At 56.5% G+C, this 21,705-nt stretch carries 17 protein-coding genes; 10 read left to right on the forward strand and 7 right to left on the reverse strand.

Features of this window, described 5'->3' with window-relative positions:
• Positions 1–12 precede the first annotated feature (12 nt).
• Positions 13–594 carry a hypothetical protein gene (locus Poly51_RS28915; RefSeq protein ID WP_146462444.1) on the reverse strand — a complete coding sequence of 194 codons (582 nt, stop codon included), beginning with the start codon at positions 592–594 and terminating at the stop codon, positions 13–15.
• A gap of 333 nt (positions 595–927) precedes the next feature.
• Between Poly51_RS28915 and Poly51_RS28920 the strand changes: the two genes are divergently transcribed.
• From Poly51_RS28920 to Poly51_RS28945, 6 genes are all read left to right on the forward strand, one after another.
• Entirely contained in the window at positions 928–1,530 is a 603-nt protein-coding gene (locus Poly51_RS28920; RefSeq protein ID WP_146462445.1) for a hypothetical protein, read from the forward strand.
• A 388-nt stretch (positions 1,531–1,918) separates the two neighbouring features.
• Complete coding sequence (locus Poly51_RS28925) at positions 1,919–2,191, forward strand: phage integrase N-terminal SAM-like domain-containing protein (RefSeq protein WP_146462446.1); 273 nt, start codon at positions 1,919–1,921, stop codon at positions 2,189–2,191.
• Positions 2,192–2,892: 701 nt separating this feature from the next.
• Positions 2,893–3,804: a hypothetical protein gene (locus Poly51_RS28930; RefSeq protein WP_146462447.1), complete on the forward strand. Its 912-nt coding sequence runs from the start codon at positions 2,893–2,895 to the stop codon at positions 3,802–3,804.
• A gap of 21 nt (positions 3,805–3,825) precedes the next feature.
• Positions 3,826–4,386, forward strand: a complete 561-nt coding sequence (locus Poly51_RS28935) for a hypothetical protein (RefSeq protein ID WP_146462448.1) — start codon at positions 3,826–3,828, stop codon at positions 4,384–4,386.
• A gap of 249 nt (positions 4,387–4,635) precedes the next feature.
• On the forward strand, positions 4,636–5,070 hold the full coding sequence (locus Poly51_RS28940; RefSeq protein WP_146462449.1) for a CBS domain-containing protein: 435 nt from the start codon (positions 4,636–4,638) through the stop codon (positions 5,068–5,070).
• 44 nt (positions 5,071–5,114) lie between these two features.
• Positions 5,115–6,119 (forward strand): TIGR00341 family protein, encoded by a 1,005-nt coding sequence (locus Poly51_RS28945; RefSeq protein ID WP_146462450.1) that lies wholly within the window; start codon positions 5,115–5,117, stop codon positions 6,117–6,119.
• A 51-nt stretch (positions 6,120–6,170) separates the two neighbouring features.
• Here the strand turns inward: Poly51_RS28945 and Poly51_RS28950 are convergent, their stop codons facing one another.
• From Poly51_RS28950 to Poly51_RS31655, 3 genes are all read right to left on the reverse strand, one after another.
• Positions 6,171–7,385 (reverse strand): type II secretion system F family protein, encoded by a 1,215-nt coding sequence (locus Poly51_RS28950; protein WP_146462451.1) that lies wholly within the window; start codon positions 7,383–7,385, stop codon positions 6,171–6,173.
• Positions 7,386–7,587: 202 nt separating this feature from the next.
• Positions 7,588–9,276: a GspE/PulE family protein gene (locus tag Poly51_RS28955; protein WP_146462484.1), complete on the reverse strand. Its 1,689-nt coding sequence runs from the start codon at positions 9,274–9,276 to the stop codon at positions 7,588–7,590.
• A 52-nt stretch (positions 9,277–9,328) separates the two neighbouring features.
• Positions 9,329–12,181, reverse strand: a complete 2,853-nt coding sequence (locus tag Poly51_RS31655; protein WP_261344146.1) for a secretin N-terminal domain-containing protein — start codon at positions 12,179–12,181, stop codon at positions 9,329–9,331.
• A 423-nt stretch (positions 12,182–12,604) separates the two neighbouring features.
• Between Poly51_RS31655 and map the strand changes: the two genes are divergently transcribed.
• The 3 genes from map (at position 12,605) to Poly51_RS28975 (ending at position 15,522) form a co-directional block, all read left to right on the forward strand.
• A complete protein-coding gene (gene map, locus Poly51_RS28965) occupies positions 12,605–13,453 on the forward strand; it encodes a type I methionyl aminopeptidase (protein WP_146462452.1) in 849 nt (282 codons plus the stop codon).
• Between the two features lie 36 nt (positions 13,454–13,489).
• Complete coding sequence (locus tag Poly51_RS28970; RefSeq protein WP_146462453.1) at positions 13,490–13,873, forward strand: hypothetical protein; 384 nt, start codon at positions 13,490–13,492, stop codon at positions 13,871–13,873.
• Between the two features lie 71 nt (positions 13,874–13,944).
• A complete protein-coding gene (locus tag Poly51_RS28975) occupies positions 13,945–15,522 on the forward strand; it encodes a sulfatase family protein (protein ID WP_146462454.1) in 1,578 nt (525 codons plus the stop codon).
• A 28-nt stretch (positions 15,523–15,550) separates the two neighbouring features.
• Here Poly51_RS28975 and Poly51_RS28980 read toward each other — a convergent pair whose 3' ends face one another.
• From Poly51_RS28980 to Poly51_RS28990, 3 genes are read right to left on the reverse strand one after another with little or no spacing between them, the layout of a single operon-like run.
• Positions 15,551–18,403, reverse strand: coding sequence for a hsp70 family protein (locus tag Poly51_RS28980; protein WP_246114851.1), 2,853 nt, complete (start codon positions 18,401–18,403; stop codon positions 15,551–15,553).
• Positions 18,404–18,438: 35 nt separating this feature from the next.
• A complete protein-coding gene (locus Poly51_RS28985; RefSeq protein WP_222435950.1) occupies positions 18,439–20,247 on the reverse strand; it encodes an Hsp70 family protein in 1,809 nt (602 codons plus the stop codon).
• A 24-nt stretch (positions 20,248–20,271) separates the two neighbouring features.
• Positions 20,272–20,802, reverse strand: coding sequence for a DUF2760 domain-containing protein (locus Poly51_RS28990; RefSeq protein WP_146462456.1), 531 nt, complete (start codon positions 20,800–20,802; stop codon positions 20,272–20,274).
• 416 nt (positions 20,803–21,218) lie between these two features.
• On the opposite strand from Poly51_RS28990, the gene Poly51_RS28995 reads away from it, so the two are divergent.
• Positions 21,219–21,680: a hypothetical protein gene (locus Poly51_RS28995; protein ID WP_146462457.1), complete on the forward strand. Its 462-nt coding sequence runs from the start codon at positions 21,219–21,221 to the stop codon at positions 21,678–21,680.
• The last annotated feature ends 25 nt before the right edge of the window (positions 21,681–21,705 follow it).

Here is a 21,705-nt window from a genome sequence, read left to right on the forward strand (position 1 = left end):
GCGATGGCTTGGTCACGGAATCGTGATGGTGCAAACGACGTCGGTGGAATACTTTCCGACGGGAACTTCATCCAAAGCCGGCAGAATGAATTTCAGGACGAGTCCTACTTCGGCCGTTCCAGCACCATCGGCAACGACCTGCACGACGGCGGTTTCGTCGCCATCCGCTACCGAAGACTGATCGCTGGATTTGGTTATCTGCCAATTCGCCGCGCCCGTTCGGTTGGGAACCGACACATCCAATCCGGCATCGACTTTGATCGTCGGGATCGTTTGGTGTGCGAATGCGGACTCGACCGCAAACCCGACAACGACGCCCGATTGGCTGTTGCTGCGAATGCCCCAGGTCTGCTGTGGGAACGCGTTGGTCCCTGGAACCAGTTCCAAATCGACATCGGCTTGCGAAGGTGTCGTCAATCCAACGCCCTCGGGCACCGTGACGGTAAACCTCTGTTGGGCGATCTGGCCTTGGCAGAGCTCCGGCGCCGAGCAAGCAAACAAGAACGCCGCGATTTGCCAGAATCGCTGGTGACGAAAGGCATTGGATCGTGATCCGTGCCCGACAGTTTTATGATGTTGCCCCTTCATGGACATCAGCGTAATTCCCTACCCACCGACCTCCATCAAAACGGCTTTACCTGACAGGTAAATTCATATCGAGGTTGGATTTGCATCGGTTGTCGCAGCTGTACCGGGCAAAGGCGTCCGATCGGGTCATCAAAACCTGCCGTGACACGCAAAGAGCCGCCATGCGACGTGTGGACAGATTGTTTCCACAGCGATGGTGAAAGTCTTTCTCTTGCGAAATGCCGTTGGCACGCTACGAAGCTCTTTTATGTCGAATCACTGGATTTCAGCACATGGCATGGTTCGTGCATTAGAAAGGACCAAAGTTGACTTCGACGACCATTTCCATAGCGATACTTGATGTCCATCGCCCCCGAAACATCCACACTCAAGGAATCTTTGAAAGCGAAACATGGAGTGCTTCACTTGATCGCCAAGATGGGGCCGACTTGGTTCGTGCTTGCCGTCATGGTCGGCGGTTGGCTGGCAATTCATGAAATCAATACAGGCGATCGTTTGGTGGATGTGGACGAAGCCGCATGGCGCGATCCGGTACAGTGGGTGCCTAACCAATGTGATTCGTTCTGCGTTTACATCGCGTCGGTGACCGACGAGCCACTGAACGTCGCCCGCCCAGTCGATCGCCTTTTTGGTCGTACTGACATGAACCTCGCGCCAAGCGCCAAGCGGTTCAACGAACGCGAACGCGTTGCACATCCCTCCGCGAACCTATTTGAAGTCAGTCTTTTCACGACTTCCCCGCCGCATCGGCAGCGACGCCCGCGAGTACGAAATCAAATGATTGTGAATTCAAAGCCGAAACGCAGCATTCGATTCTTAAAGAAAATCGCATTTCGAAACGCGATTGAAAGTCGAGCCGCTCGAAGCAAACTGCGTGGCATTAGCCCCCCAAGCACCAGCGGACGAGCGAGCGAACCAGACGGCGGTCACCGCACTCAATGACCGCCCGCGCGTAAAACTCCAATTCCGAACACCAGCCAATACGTTCCAACACCGTCCAAATGTTTCGATTCGGAGCTGAATTCACACGGGGGGTAACCATGTCGATGAACCGGAGTTTTGTGATTTCCGCTTGGGCAGTTGGCTTCGCCGTTTTACCGCCTCCGCTACGATCAATTAACCCGGTTATTGCCGGACGATAAGCATAGCCGCTTTGGGTCGTTGGCGTTTTTCTTGTAGTTGGTCGTTGCTCTGGGGCTGGTGCGCGGTCGTCTTCTTACAAAGTTGCTTCGGACGGCATCCCGAGCCTGGGGCCGGTTGTAGAGTCTTGCGCTTTTGAGAACGCTATGCATGCTGGTGTCTTTCAACGCTCTCAACCTGGAAACACATCATGACTCCTTATCAAAACCGGCTCAACGAAATCACCGCCCGCGTTGCCGGCGACATGAAAATCCGAAACTTCGCCCAAGCCACCATCGATGCCTACACCTACCACATCGATCGATTCGCCGACTTTCTCGGCGCCACCGAAGTGGTCGATGCCACACCCGAACACGTCCGGTCATTCCAATTGCACTTGATCGAACGGCGAAAGTTTGGTTGGAGCTCCTTCAACCAGGCCGTTTTGCGATTGGCGAATCGTTCATTACGTGAAACTGGCTAAGTTTCTGGTGACCATCAACCTCGACTCGAATCAAATTGACCTCGAACATCTGAAGATCGCTCCTGCCAACGGACCCGCCCTGACGTTATGATCCGGTCGCAATGAAGGCGACCAAGGTTTGCACTGGAGCCGAATTCACAGACGTTTCAAAGTCGTTTCTCTTTCTCGCCCCGCTCGGTGATGTCTACCGATGTCCGACATACGCATCCGTAACCAGACGCAAGACCGTTTCGCGGAAATCTCGAAGAACCTGGTGCGATCCACGACGGCTTCCGCCGCACTGGCGAGACTCGATAGCAGCGACGATGGCGTAATTCCACCTACCTGGAAGTCGAGGTTGGCTACGACGTTGTTCTTCGGCTTGACGGGATTGTGGCTGATTGTTTTGTTCTGGAGGTTGGTTGACGGTCCCCGGAGAACCTCTGCGCAACATCTTGCAACGTGGTTGGAGGGTAAGGATCTTCGGTCTTGCGAACTTTGGGAATTTGATAGCGGATCTGAATGCGGATATGCTCTGCTGCGTAACGGAGACGTGAAAGACTTCTGGCTTTATTGCGACTACCAGGCAACGGATTGCGGCAGGTAGCCACGGCACGCAGCGGAGCATGAATTGCAAGCGTCATAAAGAGATTGCCGCTTCTGTTTTCGCCAGGTGATGCCAACTATCGTCCATGAATATTGCTTGTCTACATAGTTGAACCATGATTGACTCCCTGCCCGAAAGATATCGACGTGACATCGAAGTGCTGGTGGAGAGCTATGGCACGGACCAGTCGATTTACGAGTACATCTCGGCCGAACAGAAGAAGCATTTCCCAAAGTTGTTCGGTGTCAATCGAATACGTGAAGTCGATTGGTCATCCGACCAGCATGTCGCGCGCGCCACGCAACATCTCATGAGCGGCTACGCGTTATTGGAACGCGGCTACGCCAAGCGTATTCACGAGGATCGACCGGAGGAGCTAGCACGCGCGGCGAGCACGTTTGGTCGATTAAGCTTTTGGTGGGGCACTCGCGACGAAAACGACGGTTTCTTGTGCAACGCAAATGATTTGTTGAAGACATTGGCGTCTGGTGACATTGAGCTTGTTCAACGATACACGGCGGTGACGCCTCAACGTGCAATCACTGGCCCAATGGCCGCGAAATTACTGCATGCAGGCATCACGGCGGTCATTAGCCATGATCGCGAGCGCCTTGCGGATGCTCTCGATGAATACGAGACATGGAAGAAACCGAAGACGTACATCAGTTGCATGTACGCGACACTGCGGGGACTGCTGGATTCAGACGCTGTTCAAGTTGCCCAAGGTCTTGATGCGCTCATCAATGCGAGTCGGAAGATTTTTCAGCATTACGATCTTTTTAAATATATTTGTCTCGAACCACACGGGCTCTACGAGCTATGCCGATGGTATGATGCCGAATTGGTTTCAGAGTTCAATCCGGACCGCTGCTTGCCGTGGGACAATGGGCTCTATCAGTGGGTTCGAAGCAATGAGAGCAGGATCCCACACTACGACGTTGCATCGCTGTCGACCGCGTTACAAGAATGGCTGGTGCAACTTCCTTTCCGCGATGAGCTTGCACACCATTGGCCTAGCGAACGTTAATACACGCCTTGGAATCGAAAAATGAACACGATACAGACTTTAGATCTGAGGTTGATGCTTGTGGTTTTGGTGGCAGTTTCTGGCTGCGTTCCGAGTGCAGGCAAAACGAGCAAGCTAGAAGACCGCACCGTTGAGGAACTGTTCGCTTGTTGGAGTGAAGCACAAACGCAAAGAGACTGGGCGACCTGGTTTGAATGCATGACTCCGGAAGCGAGAGAATCGCAAGCGACTGGTTTGCTGTTTTCCGCACCTTTGGTCGTTTCATTTGCGAAATCAAAAGCAGAAGGCAGCGTAAGCCAGAATTCTGGTGAGTTGGACGCCTGGATCACTGAGGCGGAACGTCTTTTGCAAACAGCGGATGAGAATGATCGCTTCGTGCTCGAGATGATGACTCATCTCGATCGACGCGAGAACCCAAGAGGAATGGACCACATGGACGAAGAACGAACCTTGGAAATTACAGAGAGGTCCGCGGATAGGGCAAAGGGGAAAGTAAAAAAGGATGGCAGGTCTTCTGGCCAAATATGGTTCACCCGAATCAACGGACGCTGGCGCATTGAGCTAACCTTGGGCGGCACTTGATTTCCAGCAAGGGGTAAGCGGACGATGATTGCGATGAACCTGAGGCAGCTTATGGTCCGTCCCGGCAGTTGCCCTCGGTTTGTGACCGCCTTCGCACCCGTCACGCTTCCCTGGTTTACGCTACCGCTATTCGTCTAACCGACACTGCTCTCGGAGCGACCTCACGTTGCACGAAACAAATCCGTATGATCCTTCGGGGGCATTCTTGGCGTCGCTTCGCTGGTCGCCGCACTCGGTTTCGTTTTTTGGATGCTCAAACTTTCGAGCGGCGTTTCGGCTTTCGTCCTTTCGGTCGCTGGCCTAGTCGCCGCGCCGTACTTACTGATTTGGCTCGCCTGCCGAAACCTTCAGTTTTGGTTCGCTCGTGTTGTGATCGCACTCGCCCTTGCTGGTTGTTGCGTGCTTGGCGTCTATGCTTTCGACGCGGTTAGCGAAGACGCACAAGGCGGGCTCAACATTATTTTCGCGTCTATCTACCAACCGGCTGGCAACGACGAAGTCGCCGCGGTGATGTCTGGCGTGCCGATCACCGCCCGACAGGATGAAACGCTCGGCCGCGTCGCAAATCTCATGTTGAAGCACCAGGTGCATCACATCCCGATCGTAAACAGCAACAAAAAGCTAGTTGGCATGGTTTCGTCGATTGAATTCGTTAGGCTAGCTGCTGACGGGCAGGGCGACTAACGATTTGACCGTTCCTCAAGCACCTTTACCCGAAGGCAAACCGGATGGCGCTGCGTCTCGTCGAGCTAGTGATCCCCGCGACCTCGGTCGACGCCGTTGCTGAATTGGCGAGTGTCGGCGGTGTGCTGGGTCGCTGGGATGATCAATTGGCGGGCGACTTGACTCTGATCAGGATGTTGGTCGACGTTCAGCAAACCGAATTGTTGTTGGACGACCTTGAACATCGGTTTGGAAACACGGATGGCTTCCGAGTGATCTTGTTGCCCATCGAAGCCACGCTGCCGCGTCCGGCCGAACCATCGAAAGAACCAACCGGTGGCGTTCAATCAACAAAATTGTTCGAACGGATCAGTCGCGAAGAGCTGTATCATGATATCGCGGAATCGGCCGACATCTCCTGGGTCTTCGCGACCCAAGTGGTGTTGGCCACGATGGTCGCAGCGGTCGGACTGATTCGCGACGATACGGCGATCATCATCGGCGCGATGGTGATCGCGCCGCTTCTGGGGCCAAACATGTCGTTGTGTTTTGCGACATGCTTGGGGGACATTGAGCTGGCACGACGGGCGCTCAAAGCAAACGCGGTTGGGCTGACGATCGCGTTAGCAGCGTCGTTGTTCATCGGCCTGGTCTTCGCGATCGACCCCGAAGGGCCGGCGGTTGCGTCGCGAACGAGCGTGTCGGGTGGCGACATCGTGCTTGCGTTGGCGTCGGGATGTGCCGGTGTGCTCGCATTCACAGCGGGGGCGCCGTCGGCGTTGATAGGTGTCATGGTCGCCGTAGCGTTGCTTCCGCCGTTCGCGGTTTTCGGTTTGCTTTTGGCGAATGGCGAAATTGAATTGGCTGTCGGCGCGTTGATGTTGGTCGCAACGAATGTGATTTGTGTGAATCTTGCAGGCGTGTTGACGTTTCAAGTGCAAGGCGTCCGACCGCGAACATGGTGGGAAGCAGATCGCGCCAAAAAAGCGATGCGAGTTGGGGTGGCCACGTGGTCGACGTTGCTGCTGATCCTGATTGCGCTGATAGCACTTGCAGCGACAAACTCGTGACCGGTGAACCGATTCGTCAACGAGTCTTTGCGGATTCGATTCGACACTCGATTAAAGCGACGTGCTGCTTTTGAGCACCGGTACCAGCAACGCCATGACGACGCCGAGTACCAAAATGGCCATCACCAAGAGCATCATCGGTTCGAGCAAACGCACGAACAGGTCGAGTCGCCGGAAAGTCGTCTTCTCTAGCGAGTCGGCGATATCGGGCAGGACCGTATCGAGCGAGTTGCTTTCCTCGCCGACGCTGATCATTTCGGCGACAGATTGCGGAAAATAGCCACTGTTGCGAAGCGGCGACGCCAAACTTTCACCGCTCTTGATATTCTCGGTCGCGTCGGCGATCGAACGCGACAGCAACCGATTGCCTGCCGCCGACCCGGCAATCTCCAACGATCGCAAAATCGGCACACCGTTACCAAGTAACGTTCCCAAAACGCGGCAGAAGCGGGCCACCGCCAGGCTCATCAGAATTTCGCCCAGAACGGGGATTTTCAACTTCACTCGGTCGGCCAGTTCTTTGCCAGCTTCCGATTTCAGCTTCGCGTTGACGATCACAAGACCGATGGCGGCGGCGACCAGTAGGATCCAACCATAGCTTTGCAAAAAATTGCTGAAGTTGAGCAACCATTCCGTCATCACCGGCATTTCGCCCTTCTTACGAAGCCGTTCAAACAGCATGTCGAACTTCGGCACAAAGAAAACCAACAGTGCTGACAACACCACGCTGCCGACCGAGAACAGAAAGATTGGGTACGCCATTGCGCTGACCGTTCGGCCCTTCAGATCTTCCTGCAATTCGGTGAAAGCGCCGACGCGTTCGAGAGCATCTTCCAAAAATCCGCCCTCGCTGCCCGCGCGGACCATATTGCATCCCATGTCGCTAAAGACTTTGGGATACCGGGCCATCGCGTCGCCTAGCGTCTGGCCGTCTTCGACCTTGCCCTTGATGTCGGTGATCACTTCCTTCAGCGTTGCGCTGCCCGATTGGTTTGACAGCACTGTCAGCGACCGAATCATCGGCACGCCGGCGCGCAGCAACGAAGCGAGTTGGTTATAGAACATCGCCATCGTTTGGCCGCTAACCTTTTTCTTGCGGCCGCCGAGCACCGCCATCGACGATCCGGACGAAGCGTCTTTGACTTCGACCGGAAACAACGACCGTTCCGACAACTGCGTGGCGGCCTCACGCTCGTTTGCCGCATCCAGCGTCCCGACGATCTGCTTGCCCGACATGTCGCGAGCGGTGTAGGAGAAGACAGGCATGGAGTGAGTTAGTTTTTGGGCGTTAGGTTTTAGGGAACAGGAAAGAAGAAGGCACGGTGGTAAATCGATTAGGCGCGTACTTGGTACTGAACAGGGTTTCAATACCGAAAAACGTGGGATAGGCTTCCAGCCTGTCAAGACTGAAACGACAGGCTGGAAGCCTATCCCACGTTTGATAATCTGTGTGCTAGCGCTGAACCGCTTACATTTGCTCTCCCTTGGTGACGCGAAGGACTTCGTCGACGCTGCTGTCGCCCGCGACGACCTTATCCCATGCGTCCATCCGCAGCGTTCGCATTCCGTTTTTCACTGCGGCGCGACGGATGTCCCAACTGCTAGCCCGCTCTTGGGCCAACTGGCGAATGTCATCGTTGGTGACCAACAATTCGTAAATACCCATTCGCCCGCTGTATCCGAATCCGCGGCATTCGCGGCATCCGACGGGGCGATAGATTTGTCCATCGCCAAGGCTATCCCACGCAAAGTCCGGCGGCGCGTCGTCGGAGGTGGGCGTGAACGGTTCTTTGCAATGTTTGCACAACCGACGAAGCAGCCGCTGGGCCATCACGGCTTCGACCGTTCCGGCTACCAAAAAGGGCTCGACGCCCATATCGCCCATCCGAGTGAACGCGCCCGACGCGTCGTTGGTGTGCAACGTGCTAAACACCAAGTGCCCGGTCAAGGAAGCTTGAATCGCGTTCTCGGCGGTTTCCAAGTCGCGAATTTCCCCGACCAAAACGACGTCGGGGTCGTGACGCAAAATGCTGCGAAGCGACGCCGCAAACGTCAAGCCGATCTTGGGGTGAACTTGAATTTGGTTGATGCCGTCCAACTGATACTCGACGGGGTCTTCGGTCGTGATGATCTTGGTCGCCGGCGAACGGATCTGCAGCAAGCTGCTGTACAGCGTCGTCGTTTTACCTGAACCCGTCGGACCGGTGACCAGGATGATTCCGTGAGGCAGTTCGATGATCTTGCTGAACCGCTGGAAGATGTCGGGCGACATTCCCAAACCTTGCAAGTCGAACTTCATCGACGACTTGTCCAAAACCCGCATCACCAGGCTCTCGCCGTGGATCATCGGGATCACGCTCAACCGGATATCCACGTCTCGCCCGTGAACGCGAAGCTTGATTCGACCGTCTTGAGGCAATCGTTTTTCGGCGATGTTCAATCTGGCCATGATCTTCAAGCGGCTGATGATCGCCGCTTGAAAACGATTGATTTCCGGAGGCGTCGGCTGGGTGTGCAGGATCCCGTCGATTCGAAAACGAACGACCAATCCGCTGCCTTGCGACTCGATGTGAACGTCACTGGTCCGCGACTGAATCGCTTCGAGCAGAATTTCGTTCACCAAACGAACCACCGACGCTTCTTGAGCCATCTCGCTCAGTTCGCTGCCGTCCGATTCGATCTGTTCTAGCAGTTCGACTTCGTCCTCGGGGCCCTTCGCGGCCATCAAGCCTTCGATCGTCTCGCTACCGACGCCCAAGTGCTGGTTCATCAACCGTGCGATTTCGTCGTTCGCCGCGACCACAGGAATGATGTTTTTACCCGTCGCCGAACTGGCTTCATCCAACGGATACAGGTCCAGCGGATCCGAGGTGGCGACCAAAATCGAATCGCCTTCGAATCCGATCGGAAACAACGAATTGCGATAGATCAGCTTTTGCGGAAAGCCTTCGAGCGCCTTCAGGTCGACATCGATTTCTCGCAGGTCGACAAAGTCCAAGCCCACTTCTTCGGCCAACACTCGCAGAGCTTCGCGTTCATCGACATAGCCGAGCGCCACCGCCGTTTGAACAACGTCGCTCGGATCTTTTTGCAGACTCTGACTCAATTGGTCATCAGTCAACAAACCCCGTCGTCGAAGAATTTCGCCAGCATGCATGGAAGATCGTTTTCTATTGTCAGTTTCAAGTTTTGAATGATTGGATTCGCGTTTAGCGACCGCCTCGACCGCCACCGCCACCGCCACCGCCTGGACGACCGCCACCACCACCGCCACCACCACCGCCGCCAAATGGCGATCCGCCACCGCCGCGTCCACCGAACGGACTTCCGCCGCCAGTGTCACCGCCACGAATCGATCGGAAAAATTCCACTCGCCGCTGAATGTCGGCTGCCGATTGTGCAGCGGCGTCGCCTCCTGGCGACGACGAAGACGCAGTGGAGGAAGACGATCCGGTATCCGACTTTGACGAAGTCGATTTTGCTTGAGTGCCCAATATCGACTCGAGCGCCAACTTCAGCACGTCTGGATTGATCGCACCCCGCATGGTGTACGTGCTGATCGTTTCTTCGGTGGTCATTCCGCCTTCGTCCAACTGTTCCACCAGCGCACGAACTTCATTGAAGTCTTGAGGTGTCGCGATCACGATCAACGAGTTGCTTTTCGCATCGACGGCAATGCCAATCTTTGACGGCGTGCTGGTTGCGGTTTCGGCATTGCCGCCGCCTCGTCCACCACCACCGCGAAGCGCTTGGATGAAGTCTTGTGGCGAGGGTTGGCCTCCTCCGCCGCCGCCTCGTCCACCACCGCCGCTGCTACTTTCTTGCCCGACAATGCGGTCACCGAATACAGCCTTCACAACATCAGCGACTTCTTTCGCATCTTGGTAAATCACTGGTATCAGCAACGGTTTGGCCGCCGTTTCGATGTCTTCGGGACTCTCTTGGATGTCGATCTTTTCAAGGATCATTTCGATCATCTGCATGTCCGTCGGACCGGCTTGCACGATCAACGCGTTCAATCGCGGATCGGGAACCATGCTGACGGAGCCTGTCGCTGTAAGAATCGATTTGGCCGATGAAGTTTCACCACCGCCACCACCACCCAAGCCCATCAATCCGCCGAGCATGCCGCCACCGAAACCGCCGACCATCGAATCGACGGCCGAAGAAACAGAACTCTCCGCGCCGCCCAGGACTTTGGAAATCAGTTCGGCGACTTCTTCTGCCTTGACATACTTGAGCCAGAATATGGTTGGCAAATTCGACTGTGCCGCCGAGGGGCCGGCGAGCGAAATCATTAGATTCTCGAAAGCATCGAGTGCTTCGACGTCGTCTGAGGCGATCAGCATTCCTGCGGGCGTGAATTGGACGATGATGTCCTTGCCGCCAATCGAATACGTTTGAGTATCGCCAGACGATGGTTCGATTCCGCCATCGTTCTGCATCATCACAAACGTTTGATCAGAGGCTTTCGCGGCAGGATGGCGTGCTTCCGAACCGATCGTCGGTGGTTCGGGATCATGGCTTGGCATCGGTTCATTGCCGCGGATCACGCGCCGTTCGGGAATGCCGCCAGATCCATTCCCGGCACCGCCGCTCGCGGGAGCGATGGTTCGAATTTGATTTTCGCGTCCCATCATCGGCCACAAGCCTTGTGCTTGATTCAATGCATCCGTGGCGGCGCGACCGGTGTAGGGAAGGATGCGAACTTTTTCGTTCATGTCACCGAACTGCGACTCGCCTTCGAGTTCCTCCAGTAGCTGTTCGACTAGGCGGATTTCCGCCGCGGTTCCGCGAACCCACAATTTTCCGGTCGTGGGATCACCGTCGACGGTGGGACCTTCACCGCCTTCGGCCGTGACACCAAAGAACTTATTGATGGTCAGCAGGGCTTGTGCCGGATCGAGTCGACGCAGATCGAGCACCTTGAATTCTTGACCGCTACCTTCCATTTCGGCGATGCTCTTCGTAATCATCTCGTGCGTTTCCGGTCGCGCGAAAGCAACGATGGCATTGGTCTTTGGGTCGATCGCGATGCGGGCGTCAGGCGTTCCCGCCAGCAACGTTTGCAAGACATCGAACACAGTCGCGCTGTCCGCATTCTCGACACGGTGAGTACGAAAACTGGGCAGCGTCACTTCGACACCGTCACCGGCTGCGGCGATCGCGAGCGGCTGATCAGCCTTCGCAATGATCGATTCCAACAAACCCGTTTTGCCTGGCAATCCGGTTGCATAAATCCGGTCGCCTAGTGGTCCGATCGAAATGCGGACGTCGTCGGATGCATTGACACCCGACTCGAGTCCGAGAAGCGGACGTGCAATTTCGAGCAGTTCTTCGGCGCCGCGATGCTTCAAGACGATTTCAACGACGTTCGTATCGGCGACTGATGTGTTGCGAAGCAGATCGCGGATTGCGATTAACTTACTAGCTGTTTCGGTTACCTTGACTTGGCGAGCACTATCGAGGACGACGACACGCCCCCAGGGACCGATCAGCAACGCCAGCTCCTCTCTTGCGGCCGTCGGCGTCAGGCTTCCGAGCGGGAAAACGGAACTGACAATGTCGCTCTTACCGCGTTGGTCAAGTTGTTCCGGCTTAACCAATTCGGCAATTTCGCTGATCAGTTTGTCAGCGTTGGCAACTTCCAAGTCGATCACTTGCAACAGACGCCCGCGGCGAACCAGCGAGTATCCTCGCTTCATCAGCGAAAGGTTCAGAACATCCAGTGCTTGTTCGGACGAGTACGACCGAGTCGGGTCGGTGAACGTGAACGTTCCCATCGGGATGGCGTCTAACTGCAACGACAAATCGGCTTGGTCCGAAAACCATTCCAAAACCGATTTCCAGTCTGCACCGTTGAAATTAAACCGCAGCCCGTCATCGCTGACCGCGACGGTCGCTGGAACCAGATCGACATCGGAAACAAGCGGCTGGGAACCAGCGTCGTCTTGGGGGGCCGAGGCCTGTTGAGTCTCCGCGATTTCCTGGGCAGCTGCCGAATTGATCGCAAGTGCGAAACACGTCGCCAGAATCAGAGCGGAAGGATGGAGAAATTTCACGTTCATATTGATTGGAAAGACCGGGTCGGAAGAGAATGTTCGGCTCCGGGACATCTTAATCGCCGCTTTCACAGACGAATGCCGGAATCAGATTCGACTGCCAAATGGATGGCCGCGTCGAACGCCCAGGTCGTTTAACCCCATTTATTGGCGTGAGTTCTGGTTCCATCGGGCAGTTGCGACCGAATTAGGACGTATTTTCGCAGCCGATCGAGGCATTACGATCGATCCAGCCGTCACCATCGTTTACTGCTGACAAGACTTGGGCCAGCCACTTCCGGCTGTTAAGATGGCGTCTACCGGAGCCAACCCTCTTTTCCAGGTCCATTGTCCACGTCCATGTCCATCATCAGGTCGCTGGACTTCGTAGCGGCACGTGACGTTGCGAATCGATCCAGCGGGAACTTGTCTAGAATGAAATCGATGCTGACAAAGCAAAAGAAGCTAATCCTGACGTCCGAACAGCAGGACGCGATGCGGCGTGCGGGCCGAGTCAACGCACGGCTGATGGACTACATCCGACCGCACGTCCAAGCCGGAATCACGACCCTTGCGATCGACGAATTGATCCACGCATGGACCATCGATAACGGCCACGTACCGGCGACGCTGGGGTACCAGAATTTTCCCAAGAGCTGCTGTACCAGCATCAACGACGTGATCTGCCACGGCATTCCCGATGACTACGAACTTCGTGATGGCGACATCGTGAATGTGGACATCACAACGATCGTCGACGGCTGGCACGGCGATCAAAGCGAGACGTTCTTGATCGGCGATGTTTCCGAAGAACGTCGCTCCGTCACGCAGTGCGCCCTTGATTGCTTGTACCTGGCTATAGACGCCCTGACGCCCGGTTGTCGGGTCAGCACGATCGGGGAAACAGTTGTCCCCGAATCGCATCGACGTGGTTTCACGGTTGTTCGAGAATACGTCGGCCACGGATTGGGCAGGTCATTTCATCTGGACCCTTCGATCCCACACTTTCCGAATCGCCAAAGTCGCATCGATCGCCTGTACCCGGGCATGTGCTTTACCGTCGAACCGATGATCAACGCGGGAACGCGATACACACGAAGCGACAAAGTTGATGGCTGGACCGTTCGCACGAAAGACGGTCGTGCCTCCGCTCAATTCGAACATTCGATCTTGATGACCGAAGACGGGCCCGAGATTCTGACGCTTACGGAATATGGTCCGAAGAAGGGCCATCAGTTTGAAGGGCTCGCGCAAGCACGAAAGATCGAACCCAGCAACGTGGAGTCGGCGTAACACCGGCGATCACTCTCCCAACGGAAGCGCAGTCTCATGATTATCGTCGCTAAAGACGTCTTGGTGCATCGCTTCGTGCCCGATGAGGGAGCACCGTCGGCGGCCGTTCGCGTCGCTCATCGCACCGAACGCGTCGAGGTCATCAACGAAGACACCGTGTCACCACGCGACAACCTTCGACTCGCACTGAAGACTCTTGTCCAGAAATTGAACCCGCACCCCGACCATATCGGGACGCCCAAGTTGTATTTGTTCGACGAGGTGACGTTGAAGTTGCCGGAATCGACACAGGACGGAAAGATCACCGAAATGACGTGGAACTTCACACGTCATCATTGGCAGTATTACGTCGAGTGCCGAAATTCGCACGCATCGGGCACGTACGATTTTGCCGATCTGCAGCTGTTCGAAGAGGCCTGAGAAACGCGGCGCCTTGTGCCGCTGACTCGCTCTGAGGTTGCCATTTCATACAACCATGAAAGCGCACGCGAGTGAATCCGACCAAGATCGCTAGTCTCCTTTTCGGCATCGTGACGCTTTGCACAGCGTGGCAAACGGTGTCCGCCGAATCACGCCAGCCCGACCGACCGAACATACTGTTCGCGATCGCCGACGACGCATCGTTCCCCCACATGGGCGCCTACGGTACCGAGTGGACCAAGACGCCCGCCTTCGACCGTGTTGCTCGCGAGGGTCTGTTGTTCAATCGCTGCTATACGCCCAACGCGAAGTGCGCGCCGTCACGAAGTTGCATCCTGACCGGCCGCAACTCCTGGCAACTCGAAGCCGCCGCAAACCACTGGTGTACCTTTCCGCCAAAATTCAAATCGTTCGTGGAAGCGTTCGCTGACCACAAGTATCACACGGGCATGACCGGAAAAGGCTGGGGCCCTGGCGTTGCCTTGACCGACGACGGAAAGCCTCGCCAAATGACGGGAAAGAAATACGGCAAGCGACGTCAAAAACCTCCTGCCGGTGGTATTTCGTCAACGGACTACGCCGCGAACTTTGTCGACTTTTTGGATGACGTCGATTCAACGAAACCGTTCTTCTTTTGGTACGGAGGCTTTGAACCGCATCGCGCCTATGAATACGCCAGCGGAACCACGAAGGCGGGGAAGTCGATCGACGACATCAAACACGTCCCCGATTTCTGGCCCGACAACGATGTCACACGCACCGACATGCTGGACTATGCGATGGAGATCGAACATTTCGACACGCACTTGGGGCGCATGATTGACGAACTGCAGCGCCGCGGCGAGTTGGAAAACACTCTGATCGTTGTTACCAGTGACAACGGAATGCCATTTCCCCGAGTGAAGGGAAATGAGTACGAAATGAGCAACCACTTGCCACTTGCCATTATGTGGCCCACCGGCATCGTCTCACCCGGACGCCAAATCAACGACTTGGTTTCTTTCATCGACTTTGGACCGACGTTTTTTGATGTCGCGAGCATCGATTGGTCCACCAGCGGAATGTCGCCGACGTCCGGTAGGTCGATGCTGGGGTTACTGAAAAACAAAGCCGACAAACCTCATCGCGATTTCGTTTTGATCGGGAAAGAGCGGCACGACATCGGCCGTCCGATGGATGCCGGCTACCCGATCCGAGGAATCATCAAAGATTCGTTCCTGTTGATCAAGAACTACGAACCGTCGCGATGGCCGTCGGGCAACCCCGAAACGGGATACCTCAATACGGACGGTAGTCCTACAAAGACGGAGATCCTCGCAGCGCTGCGCGAAGGTCGCGATCACGATCGCCACTGGCAAGAAGACTTTGGCAAACGGCCGCCGATCGAAATGTACAACGTCGAAACCGATCCCGACTGTGTCAAAAACTTGGCCTCGGTGGAACGCTACGACCGCGAGCGAGAGGAAATGATGGTGACGATGACCGACGCACTGCGCGACGAAAACGATCCTCGCGTGCTTGGCAACGGCGACGTGTTTGAACAGTACGAATCGGCGGACGAAAAAAACAAAGGCTTTTACGAAGCGTACATGAAAGACCCCGCCAGCGTAAAAGCGGGCTGGGTCAAAGGTTCAGACTTTCAGGAATAGAGACGACACGTACGATCGACTCCGTCGTTCATCCGCGGACCAATCGAATGCCCAGTGGCAGCGAGTCGCCAAAGACGGCGGCTTCTTCGTCGCGGCTAAATGATCCTCCGTCACGAAGCAACTGTACCAAGTGCGCCGAAGAATCGCTGGATTCAAGAAACTCGGCTGCATCGCTGCGCAGCGTCTCGGGAACGTCTCGATAGCGATCGCCCGTCATGCGACCCAGTTGTGCAATCGTCAGCGGCAACAGAGGTTCTGCGATTTGGACAGTCATCAGTGACGCGATCCACGACTGGACCTTGTCGGCCGGCACGGTCGTGTTGAGCGGCCCATAGACCGGTTGTCGGCTGCCGAGCCGGCCGATCGACCAAAGCAGTGCCGGTCGCAGGCTTTCGTTTTTCTTGCGTGGTAGCGCTTCGATCGCTATGTCGCCCAGTCGGATCTTGTCCACCACTGGCAAACGTTCGAGCGACCCGAGCAATCGCCAGATCTCGACCGACTCATGCGTATCCAGTTTGCCTGATTTACCCTGCAAACTGGCCAACAGCGGTGCCGCCAACTGCTGTTGCTGGCCCGCGGTCAATCCGCCTGCGATCCGTCGCCAAAGGATCAAAGACTCCGTCCGTGACTGAGCCGCCGCAAAAGCGAGTCGTCCGTGCAGCAATCGCCAGGTCGTCGCGACACGCCAATCGTCAACGGCGACGCCGTATCCGGGACGTAAGCAGAAACCGACAAGATTGATCCATCGCGATTCGTGTTGCGGCGATTTTCGCCGCCCCGGTTCATCGTCCATCAGGAATTGCCAGAACTCGCGCAATAGCGACGGCGGCCAACCGTTGCGATTCGTTTCGGTCAGCTTCTGTAGCTGGTCGACGATCCGGTTGGGCTTTGTTTCCGCGCTATCACCGAACGTCGCGGAAATCGCATTTGCGCATTGCCCGATCGTTTCTGTATCGACGATACCCGCCGATTCACCGACGCCATCGTGAGCGGCGCGGTCGGTTTCCAGTGTGCTGCGGATATCGAAATCTAGCTTCCACCGTTTTCCTGAATCGACGTCGACGCAGAACATACCGACGGTACCGATCTCGGACAACTCCGACTCGATGACCACATTCATCTGCAACTCGTCCCGCCGCCGACCTCGAACCAGCGCGGTACAGATCGGAGGCAGCGCCGACATCTGCAAACGATCGATGTCGACGAGATCGCCTACGTTGTCGGCCAACCGTGTGCTGCTGACCCACAACGGAAACTGCGCCGGTGCTCCGGTTTGTAGCTCCAGGGGATGCCGGTCGTCGCGAAATCGTTGCCCAGGCTCGGCGCTGCCGGGGATCAAGCAGATCGCTGTTGCGGGCTTTCCCGACGAAGGATCCTCGTCGCTGACTTGCATGTAATACGATCGGCCTAGGTTGGCGGCAATCCGGATCCCCTGTCCACGGCGAACCATCGCATAGTAGGCGGCGCCTTGGGCAACCGCTAAATCGAGTCGAGGGGACGAAAGAACATCGGGACGCCATGATTCGCCGTCGCGTGCAAACCATCGCTGCATGGATGCGACGATCCGGTCACGCACTCGCGGCGACACCATCACACCACCGTTGAACAGAACCAAATCAGGACGATCAGCCGATTGATCATCGGATGCTTCCAGCCCGGTGCGACGGTGCTGCGACAGGAATTCGGCCAGATGCCGCGTGACGCCCGGGTCGGACGCGTACGGAAGTCCGAACTCTTGAAACCCGCTTTGACTTTGTGTCGGACGAGCACTCAAGTCGACATCCGGAAAGAACCCTTGCAGTAGGACCGCGTCGACATCGTCAGCGGTCAATTCGGTTTGGACCGCACCGGCAAGCAAGCTTGACCCTTCGCCGGGCAGGTTGATGGTGTAGGCGTCGGGCCGAGATTCAGCCAGCATGGTTTCTTTGACGCTTCGCGAAGCGCCGATCAAGCGATCCCATTGGTTCGACGAAAGCGAATTAACCAATCCCGAATCCGCCAACTTTGACTCAGCCAACTTCGCGATAGCCAGATCCAAGTTGTCGCCGCCTAGAATCAGGTGGCGTCCGACCGCGACTCGGTGAAACTGGATTTGATCGCTTTCATCGCCCGCCGGCTTGACTCGGATCAGGGTCAAGTCGGTCGTACCGCCACCGATGTCACAAACCAGAATCAGCTGGCCCGAACTGACTCGATCGGTCCAATCGTCGCGATGTCGATCAATCCACGCATAGAATGCGGCTTGGGGTTCTTCGATCAGATAGACCCGTCGCAGTCCCGCTTGCTTGGCCGCCTGGATCGTCAGCTCGCGAGCGACCTCGTCGAACGACGCAGGCAACGTGATCACCACGTCTTGACGATTGAGTGGATCGTCGGGGTGCGCGTGATCCCAGGCCGAACGCAGATGCAAAAGGTAGCGTGCGGAAACGTCGACCGGTGACAATCGAGTCACATCGGCGTCGCCGTGCCACGGCAGGAAATCGGCCGAGCGATCAACACCGTCATGTGACAGCCAACTTTTGGCCGAAGCGATGCGCCGCCCCGGATGACGTGCGCCCCCGTCTCGGGCAGTCACGCCAACATGGTAACGAGATGCATCGCGGCTTGGTTCCCAAGGCAACTTCGCGTCGATATCTTCCGCGATCGGCGGCTCGTAGTGAAACGACGGCAGTGTTTCGCGAGCTTCCAGTTGGCCGACGTCGACCCATTGAGTGATCGCAAAGGTTTCGACGACCCAATCGGATACTTCAGTATCCACAAAAGCCATGGCGCAATTCGTCGTGCCAAGATCGATCCCGACGACGAACCGCGAGGCCGTTTCGTCGGGTGCGTTGGTTTCAGGCGAGGCGTGCGGTTTGGGCAAGATAATCGACGGTGTCAACGGGATTCGGGTCGGCAAAGCTGCGACGACGTACTTTAGTCACCCTCGCGGGTATTGAATTCCATTTTCCATTGGTCATCGCTACGAGACGCATGACACCAAAGTTCAAACATCCCCAACTCGGTGACTCGGCTGACGAAACGCACGGGGACGAATCGTTCGTCCCCCTTGGGGTCGCTGGTCGATTCGCTGGTCAACGTCAACTCGATCGGTTGGCCTTCGACCAACTCGTCCGGCGTCCATCGATCGAGCGTCTTTCCGACAGTATCGTCGCTACGCATGGAAGACGAAAAGAAGCGGAAGCGTGCAGACTGACCAACGACCAATCCGACTTCTCCGCCCGGCACTGCCGCCTCGGAACCTTCCTCCATCCCTTGTGCCGCAACGCACAAAGCTCGCATCGGTCTTGGGGCGCCGGGAATCGCCAATCCGGCCGTTTCGATCCCGATGTAGTAGGACCTGGCCGTTCCACCACGGATGCGAATTCCGCCGCACCGTTTCGACCAACCGTAATAAGTTGCTCCGACTGCGACGGCATTGTCCAGACCGTCCGACGTGCCCAACAACGTGGGTGCAGACGGACACCAACTCTCAACGACTTGTCGCATCCGCTGCTGTAACGTTTTGCTGCGGAACACGCCGCCGTTGAAGATCAAATGTGTCGGCGCGGATGCCTTGTCCGCATGGTCCGCCAAGAACGCGGCAACGTGTTTCGTGATCGACGGATCGGCTTCGTACGGCAACCCGATGTCTTGGAAACCCGAAACAACATTGCGTTGGGGCCGATCGTCCTTTCCACAGTTCGGAAAGAAGCCGTCCACAACCAGGCTGCGTGCCTCGTCCCCGGTCACGCGAGTGGAGATCGTGTTGCCGATCAGCGAACTGCCACGGCCCAAAATCGAAATCGTATGTTCTTCGGGTCCGTCCGCGGTAAGCAACTGCTCCTTCGCGTCACGACACGCGTGCCAAAGCGAAACGCTTTGCCAAGGGTCAAGATCGTGGCCTTCGGTTTGCAGTTTCGTCGCAACATGGTGAGCGAGCGCCAAGTCCATATTGTCGCCGCCCAACAACAGGTGGTTTCCAACGGCCAATCGGCGCAAGTTCAAATCGCCGTCGCTCTGCTCGACGCTCACCAGCGTCAAGTCCGTCGTCCCACCGCCAACGTCGACGACCAGCAACACATCGCCTGCCGACATTTGCTTTCGCCAATCGACCGCGTGATCGGCCAACCAGTGATAGACGGCGGCTTGCGGCTCTTCCAACAAGACAAAGTCCGCGGGCAAACCGGCCGCGACGGCGGCTTGTCGCGTCAGTTCACGTGCGGCCGGATCGAACGACGCTGGGACCGTCAAAACGACCTGTTGATCGGCGATCGGAGCGTCGGGATGCGCGTCGTGCCAAGCCGCGACCAAGTGCGACAAAAATCGCTGCGTGCAGTCACTCGCCGAAACCTTGGTGACTTCGTCGGGCGATTGCCATGGCAGAACAGCTTCGGTGCTGCCCGTTCGGCCGTTGCACAGCCAGCTCTTCGCCGCAACAACAACGCGCTGCGGATTCTCGGCCGATTGCTGACGCGCGTAGTGACCGGCAACGCCCTGCGACGGATCCTGGACCAATGGCGTTTTCAACGACTCGATCTCGCCGTCACGCGGCAGGTACAAAAACGAGGGCAGCGAATTTCTCGCCTCGATTTGACCGGGGCCGACCAATTGGGGAATCGGAAGCAGCCTAAGCTCTGGTGCAGAATATTGTTTCTTGACGCTACTCGAGTCCGGAATCGGCGCATACGCGATCACCGAGTTTGTCGTACCTAGGTCAATGCCAACGGTAAAGCGAGACGTCATCAAAGGTTCCAGATTCGTTGGTTACTAGTTCGCTTGAACTTGCACGGGCGCGATCACGTTAGCGTCGTTCTCGTTTCCCGTCCAAGTCGGCAGCGCGACTTTCGTAGCCACCCAGCCGTGGTGAATCACTTTGCCCGAGGTACCGCTGGATTCGCCAACCCATTGATACCGCATCGGCGACGAATCACTCGCGACGTCAATGTTGGTTCCGTCAGCGGCTTCGACGAGGGGTTGAATATCGAACAGTCGTTTCAAAACGCCACCACTCTGTTCCAGACACGGACGAGCGGCTGCACCGACCTGAGCGTCGGAATACTTGCCAAGGTCTTCTTGCAGCAGATCCAGCAAGCGTGATTCCCGTTGCAACGTCGCCAGCAGCGTGACCGCCGAATCGCGGATGGGCTTCGCAGGGGCAGGTGCGGGTTGAGCGACCGGCGTGGGCGGGGCGATCGCAGGTGGCGCCGTTTTCCCGGCCAGCAAATCGGCAATGTCAGCGGACTTTTGAGCGTCAAACAGCGCTGAGGTGAAGGCTTTGATGGCGATGCCAAGTCCCATGAGTGTCTACCGTTGAAGTGCGAGGCGTGGTGGAGTCGTCAAGCTTGGCGATCACCGGTTCTGCGTCAACCGGGCGCAAAACCCCAGCGACGTCGTCGCTATCGTAGCTGCGGTTGCAAAAACAGAGAATCACCGCCACCGGGCCGACCGTCGCCAAGTTGCCAATTGTGCGTTTCGTGACGATTGTCCGGCCGGTGGTGTGGCGGCAACATCCGTTATCAATCCATTTTTCTATCGCCCGCAACAGAGACAACCGACGAAGTTGCCGCCAATTTCTCTTTCCTAATCCACTTGACCGTCAGTTGTGTTGTAGGTTTCCACCGTAAGCCAACCCCCCGGCGTGCGATTGCACACGATGGGCAGAACGGCTTCGTTCTCAGTACTTCAAACCAACGCGAATACACGGGCGCTAAGAGATGAGCCAGACAACGACCAAACGACGCAAGGCACTGGTTGATCCCGAAGTCCAAGGCGGCGTACTCCGCAAGATCGCTTTTCACTGGTTGGTGTTCTTTATCTGCAACGCCTTGGCGCTGATGATCTGGATTCGCCTGTTCGAACAACCCGATGTCGCGTGGGGAAAAACGTTCGGTGACACCATGCGGCGGTTCCTGCCGTTTTTCGTGATCACCTTGGCGTTGATCCCAGCATTCGTCTGGGACACGCTCAAGATGACGAACCGGTTTGCCGGTCCGATTCTTCGGCTGCGTGCCGCTCTGGCAGATGCCAGCGAAGGTCGCGCCGTCGCTCCCCTGCATTTCCGCAGCAACGACTTTTGGCGTGAAATCGCCAACAACTTCAACTCGTTGATGGACCGAAACGAAACGCTTGATCCCAATGCAAGCCCCATTCTTGATGACGTTGATGAAGCGAAGTAGTCCATTTCAGTTGCTGTGCCTACGT

The organism is Rubripirellula tenax, assembly GCF_007860125.1.
In the GTDB taxonomy this organism is placed as follows: Bacteria; Planctomycetota; Planctomycetia; order Pirellulales; family Pirellulaceae; genus Rubripirellula; species Rubripirellula tenax.

What these genes read in the sequence shown, in the direction of transcription:
- Poly51_RS28940 (WP_146462449.1), top strand. Translation starts at nt 4,636, where the DNA reads ATGCTCAAACTTTCGAGCGGCGTTTCGGCTTTCGTCCTTTCGGTCGCT.
- map (WP_146462452.1), top strand. Translation starts at nt 12,605, where the DNA reads ATGCTGACAAAGCAAAAGAAGCTAATCCTGACGTCCGAACAGCAGGAC.
- Poly51_RS28970 (WP_146462453.1), top strand. Translation starts at nt 13,490, where the DNA reads ATGATTATCGTCGCTAAAGACGTCTTGGTGCATCGCTTCGTGCCCGAT.
- Poly51_RS28950 (WP_146462451.1), bottom strand. Translation starts at nt 7,385, where the DNA reads ATGCCTGTCTTCTCCTACACCGCTCGCGACATGTCGGGCAAGCAGATC.
- Poly51_RS28920 (WP_146462445.1), top strand. Translation starts at nt 928, where the DNA reads ATGTCCATCGCCCCCGAAACATCCACACTCAAGGAATCTTTGAAAGCG.
- Poly51_RS28935 (WP_146462448.1), top strand. Translation starts at nt 3,826, where the DNA reads ATGAACACGATACAGACTTTAGATCTGAGGTTGATGCTTGTGGTTTTG.
- Poly51_RS28945 (WP_146462450.1), top strand. Translation starts at nt 5,115, where the DNA reads ATGGCGCTGCGTCTCGTCGAGCTAGTGATCCCCGCGACCTCGGTCGAC.
- Poly51_RS28990 (WP_146462456.1), bottom strand. Translation starts at nt 20,802, where the DNA reads ATGGGACTTGGCATCGCCATCAAAGCCTTCACCTCAGCGCTGTTTGAC.
- Poly51_RS28955 (WP_146462484.1), bottom strand. Translation starts at nt 9,276, where the DNA reads ATGCATGCTGGCGAAATTCTTCGACGACGGGGTTTGTTGACTGATGAC.
- Poly51_RS28930 (WP_146462447.1), top strand. Translation starts at nt 2,893, where the DNA reads ATGATTGACTCCCTGCCCGAAAGATATCGACGTGACATCGAAGTGCTG.
- Poly51_RS28995 (WP_146462457.1), top strand. Translation starts at nt 21,219, where the DNA reads ATGAGCCAGACAACGACCAAACGACGCAAGGCACTGGTTGATCCCGAA.
- Poly51_RS28915 (WP_146462444.1), bottom strand. Translation starts at nt 594, where the DNA reads ATGTCCATGAAGGGGCAACATCATAAAACTGTCGGGCACGGATCACGA.
- Poly51_RS28925 (WP_146462446.1), top strand. Translation starts at nt 1,919, where the DNA reads ATGACTCCTTATCAAAACCGGCTCAACGAAATCACCGCCCGCGTTGCC.
- Poly51_RS28985 (WP_222435950.1), bottom strand. Translation starts at nt 20,247, where the DNA reads ATGACGTCTCGCTTTACCGTTGGCATTGACCTAGGTACGACAAACTCG.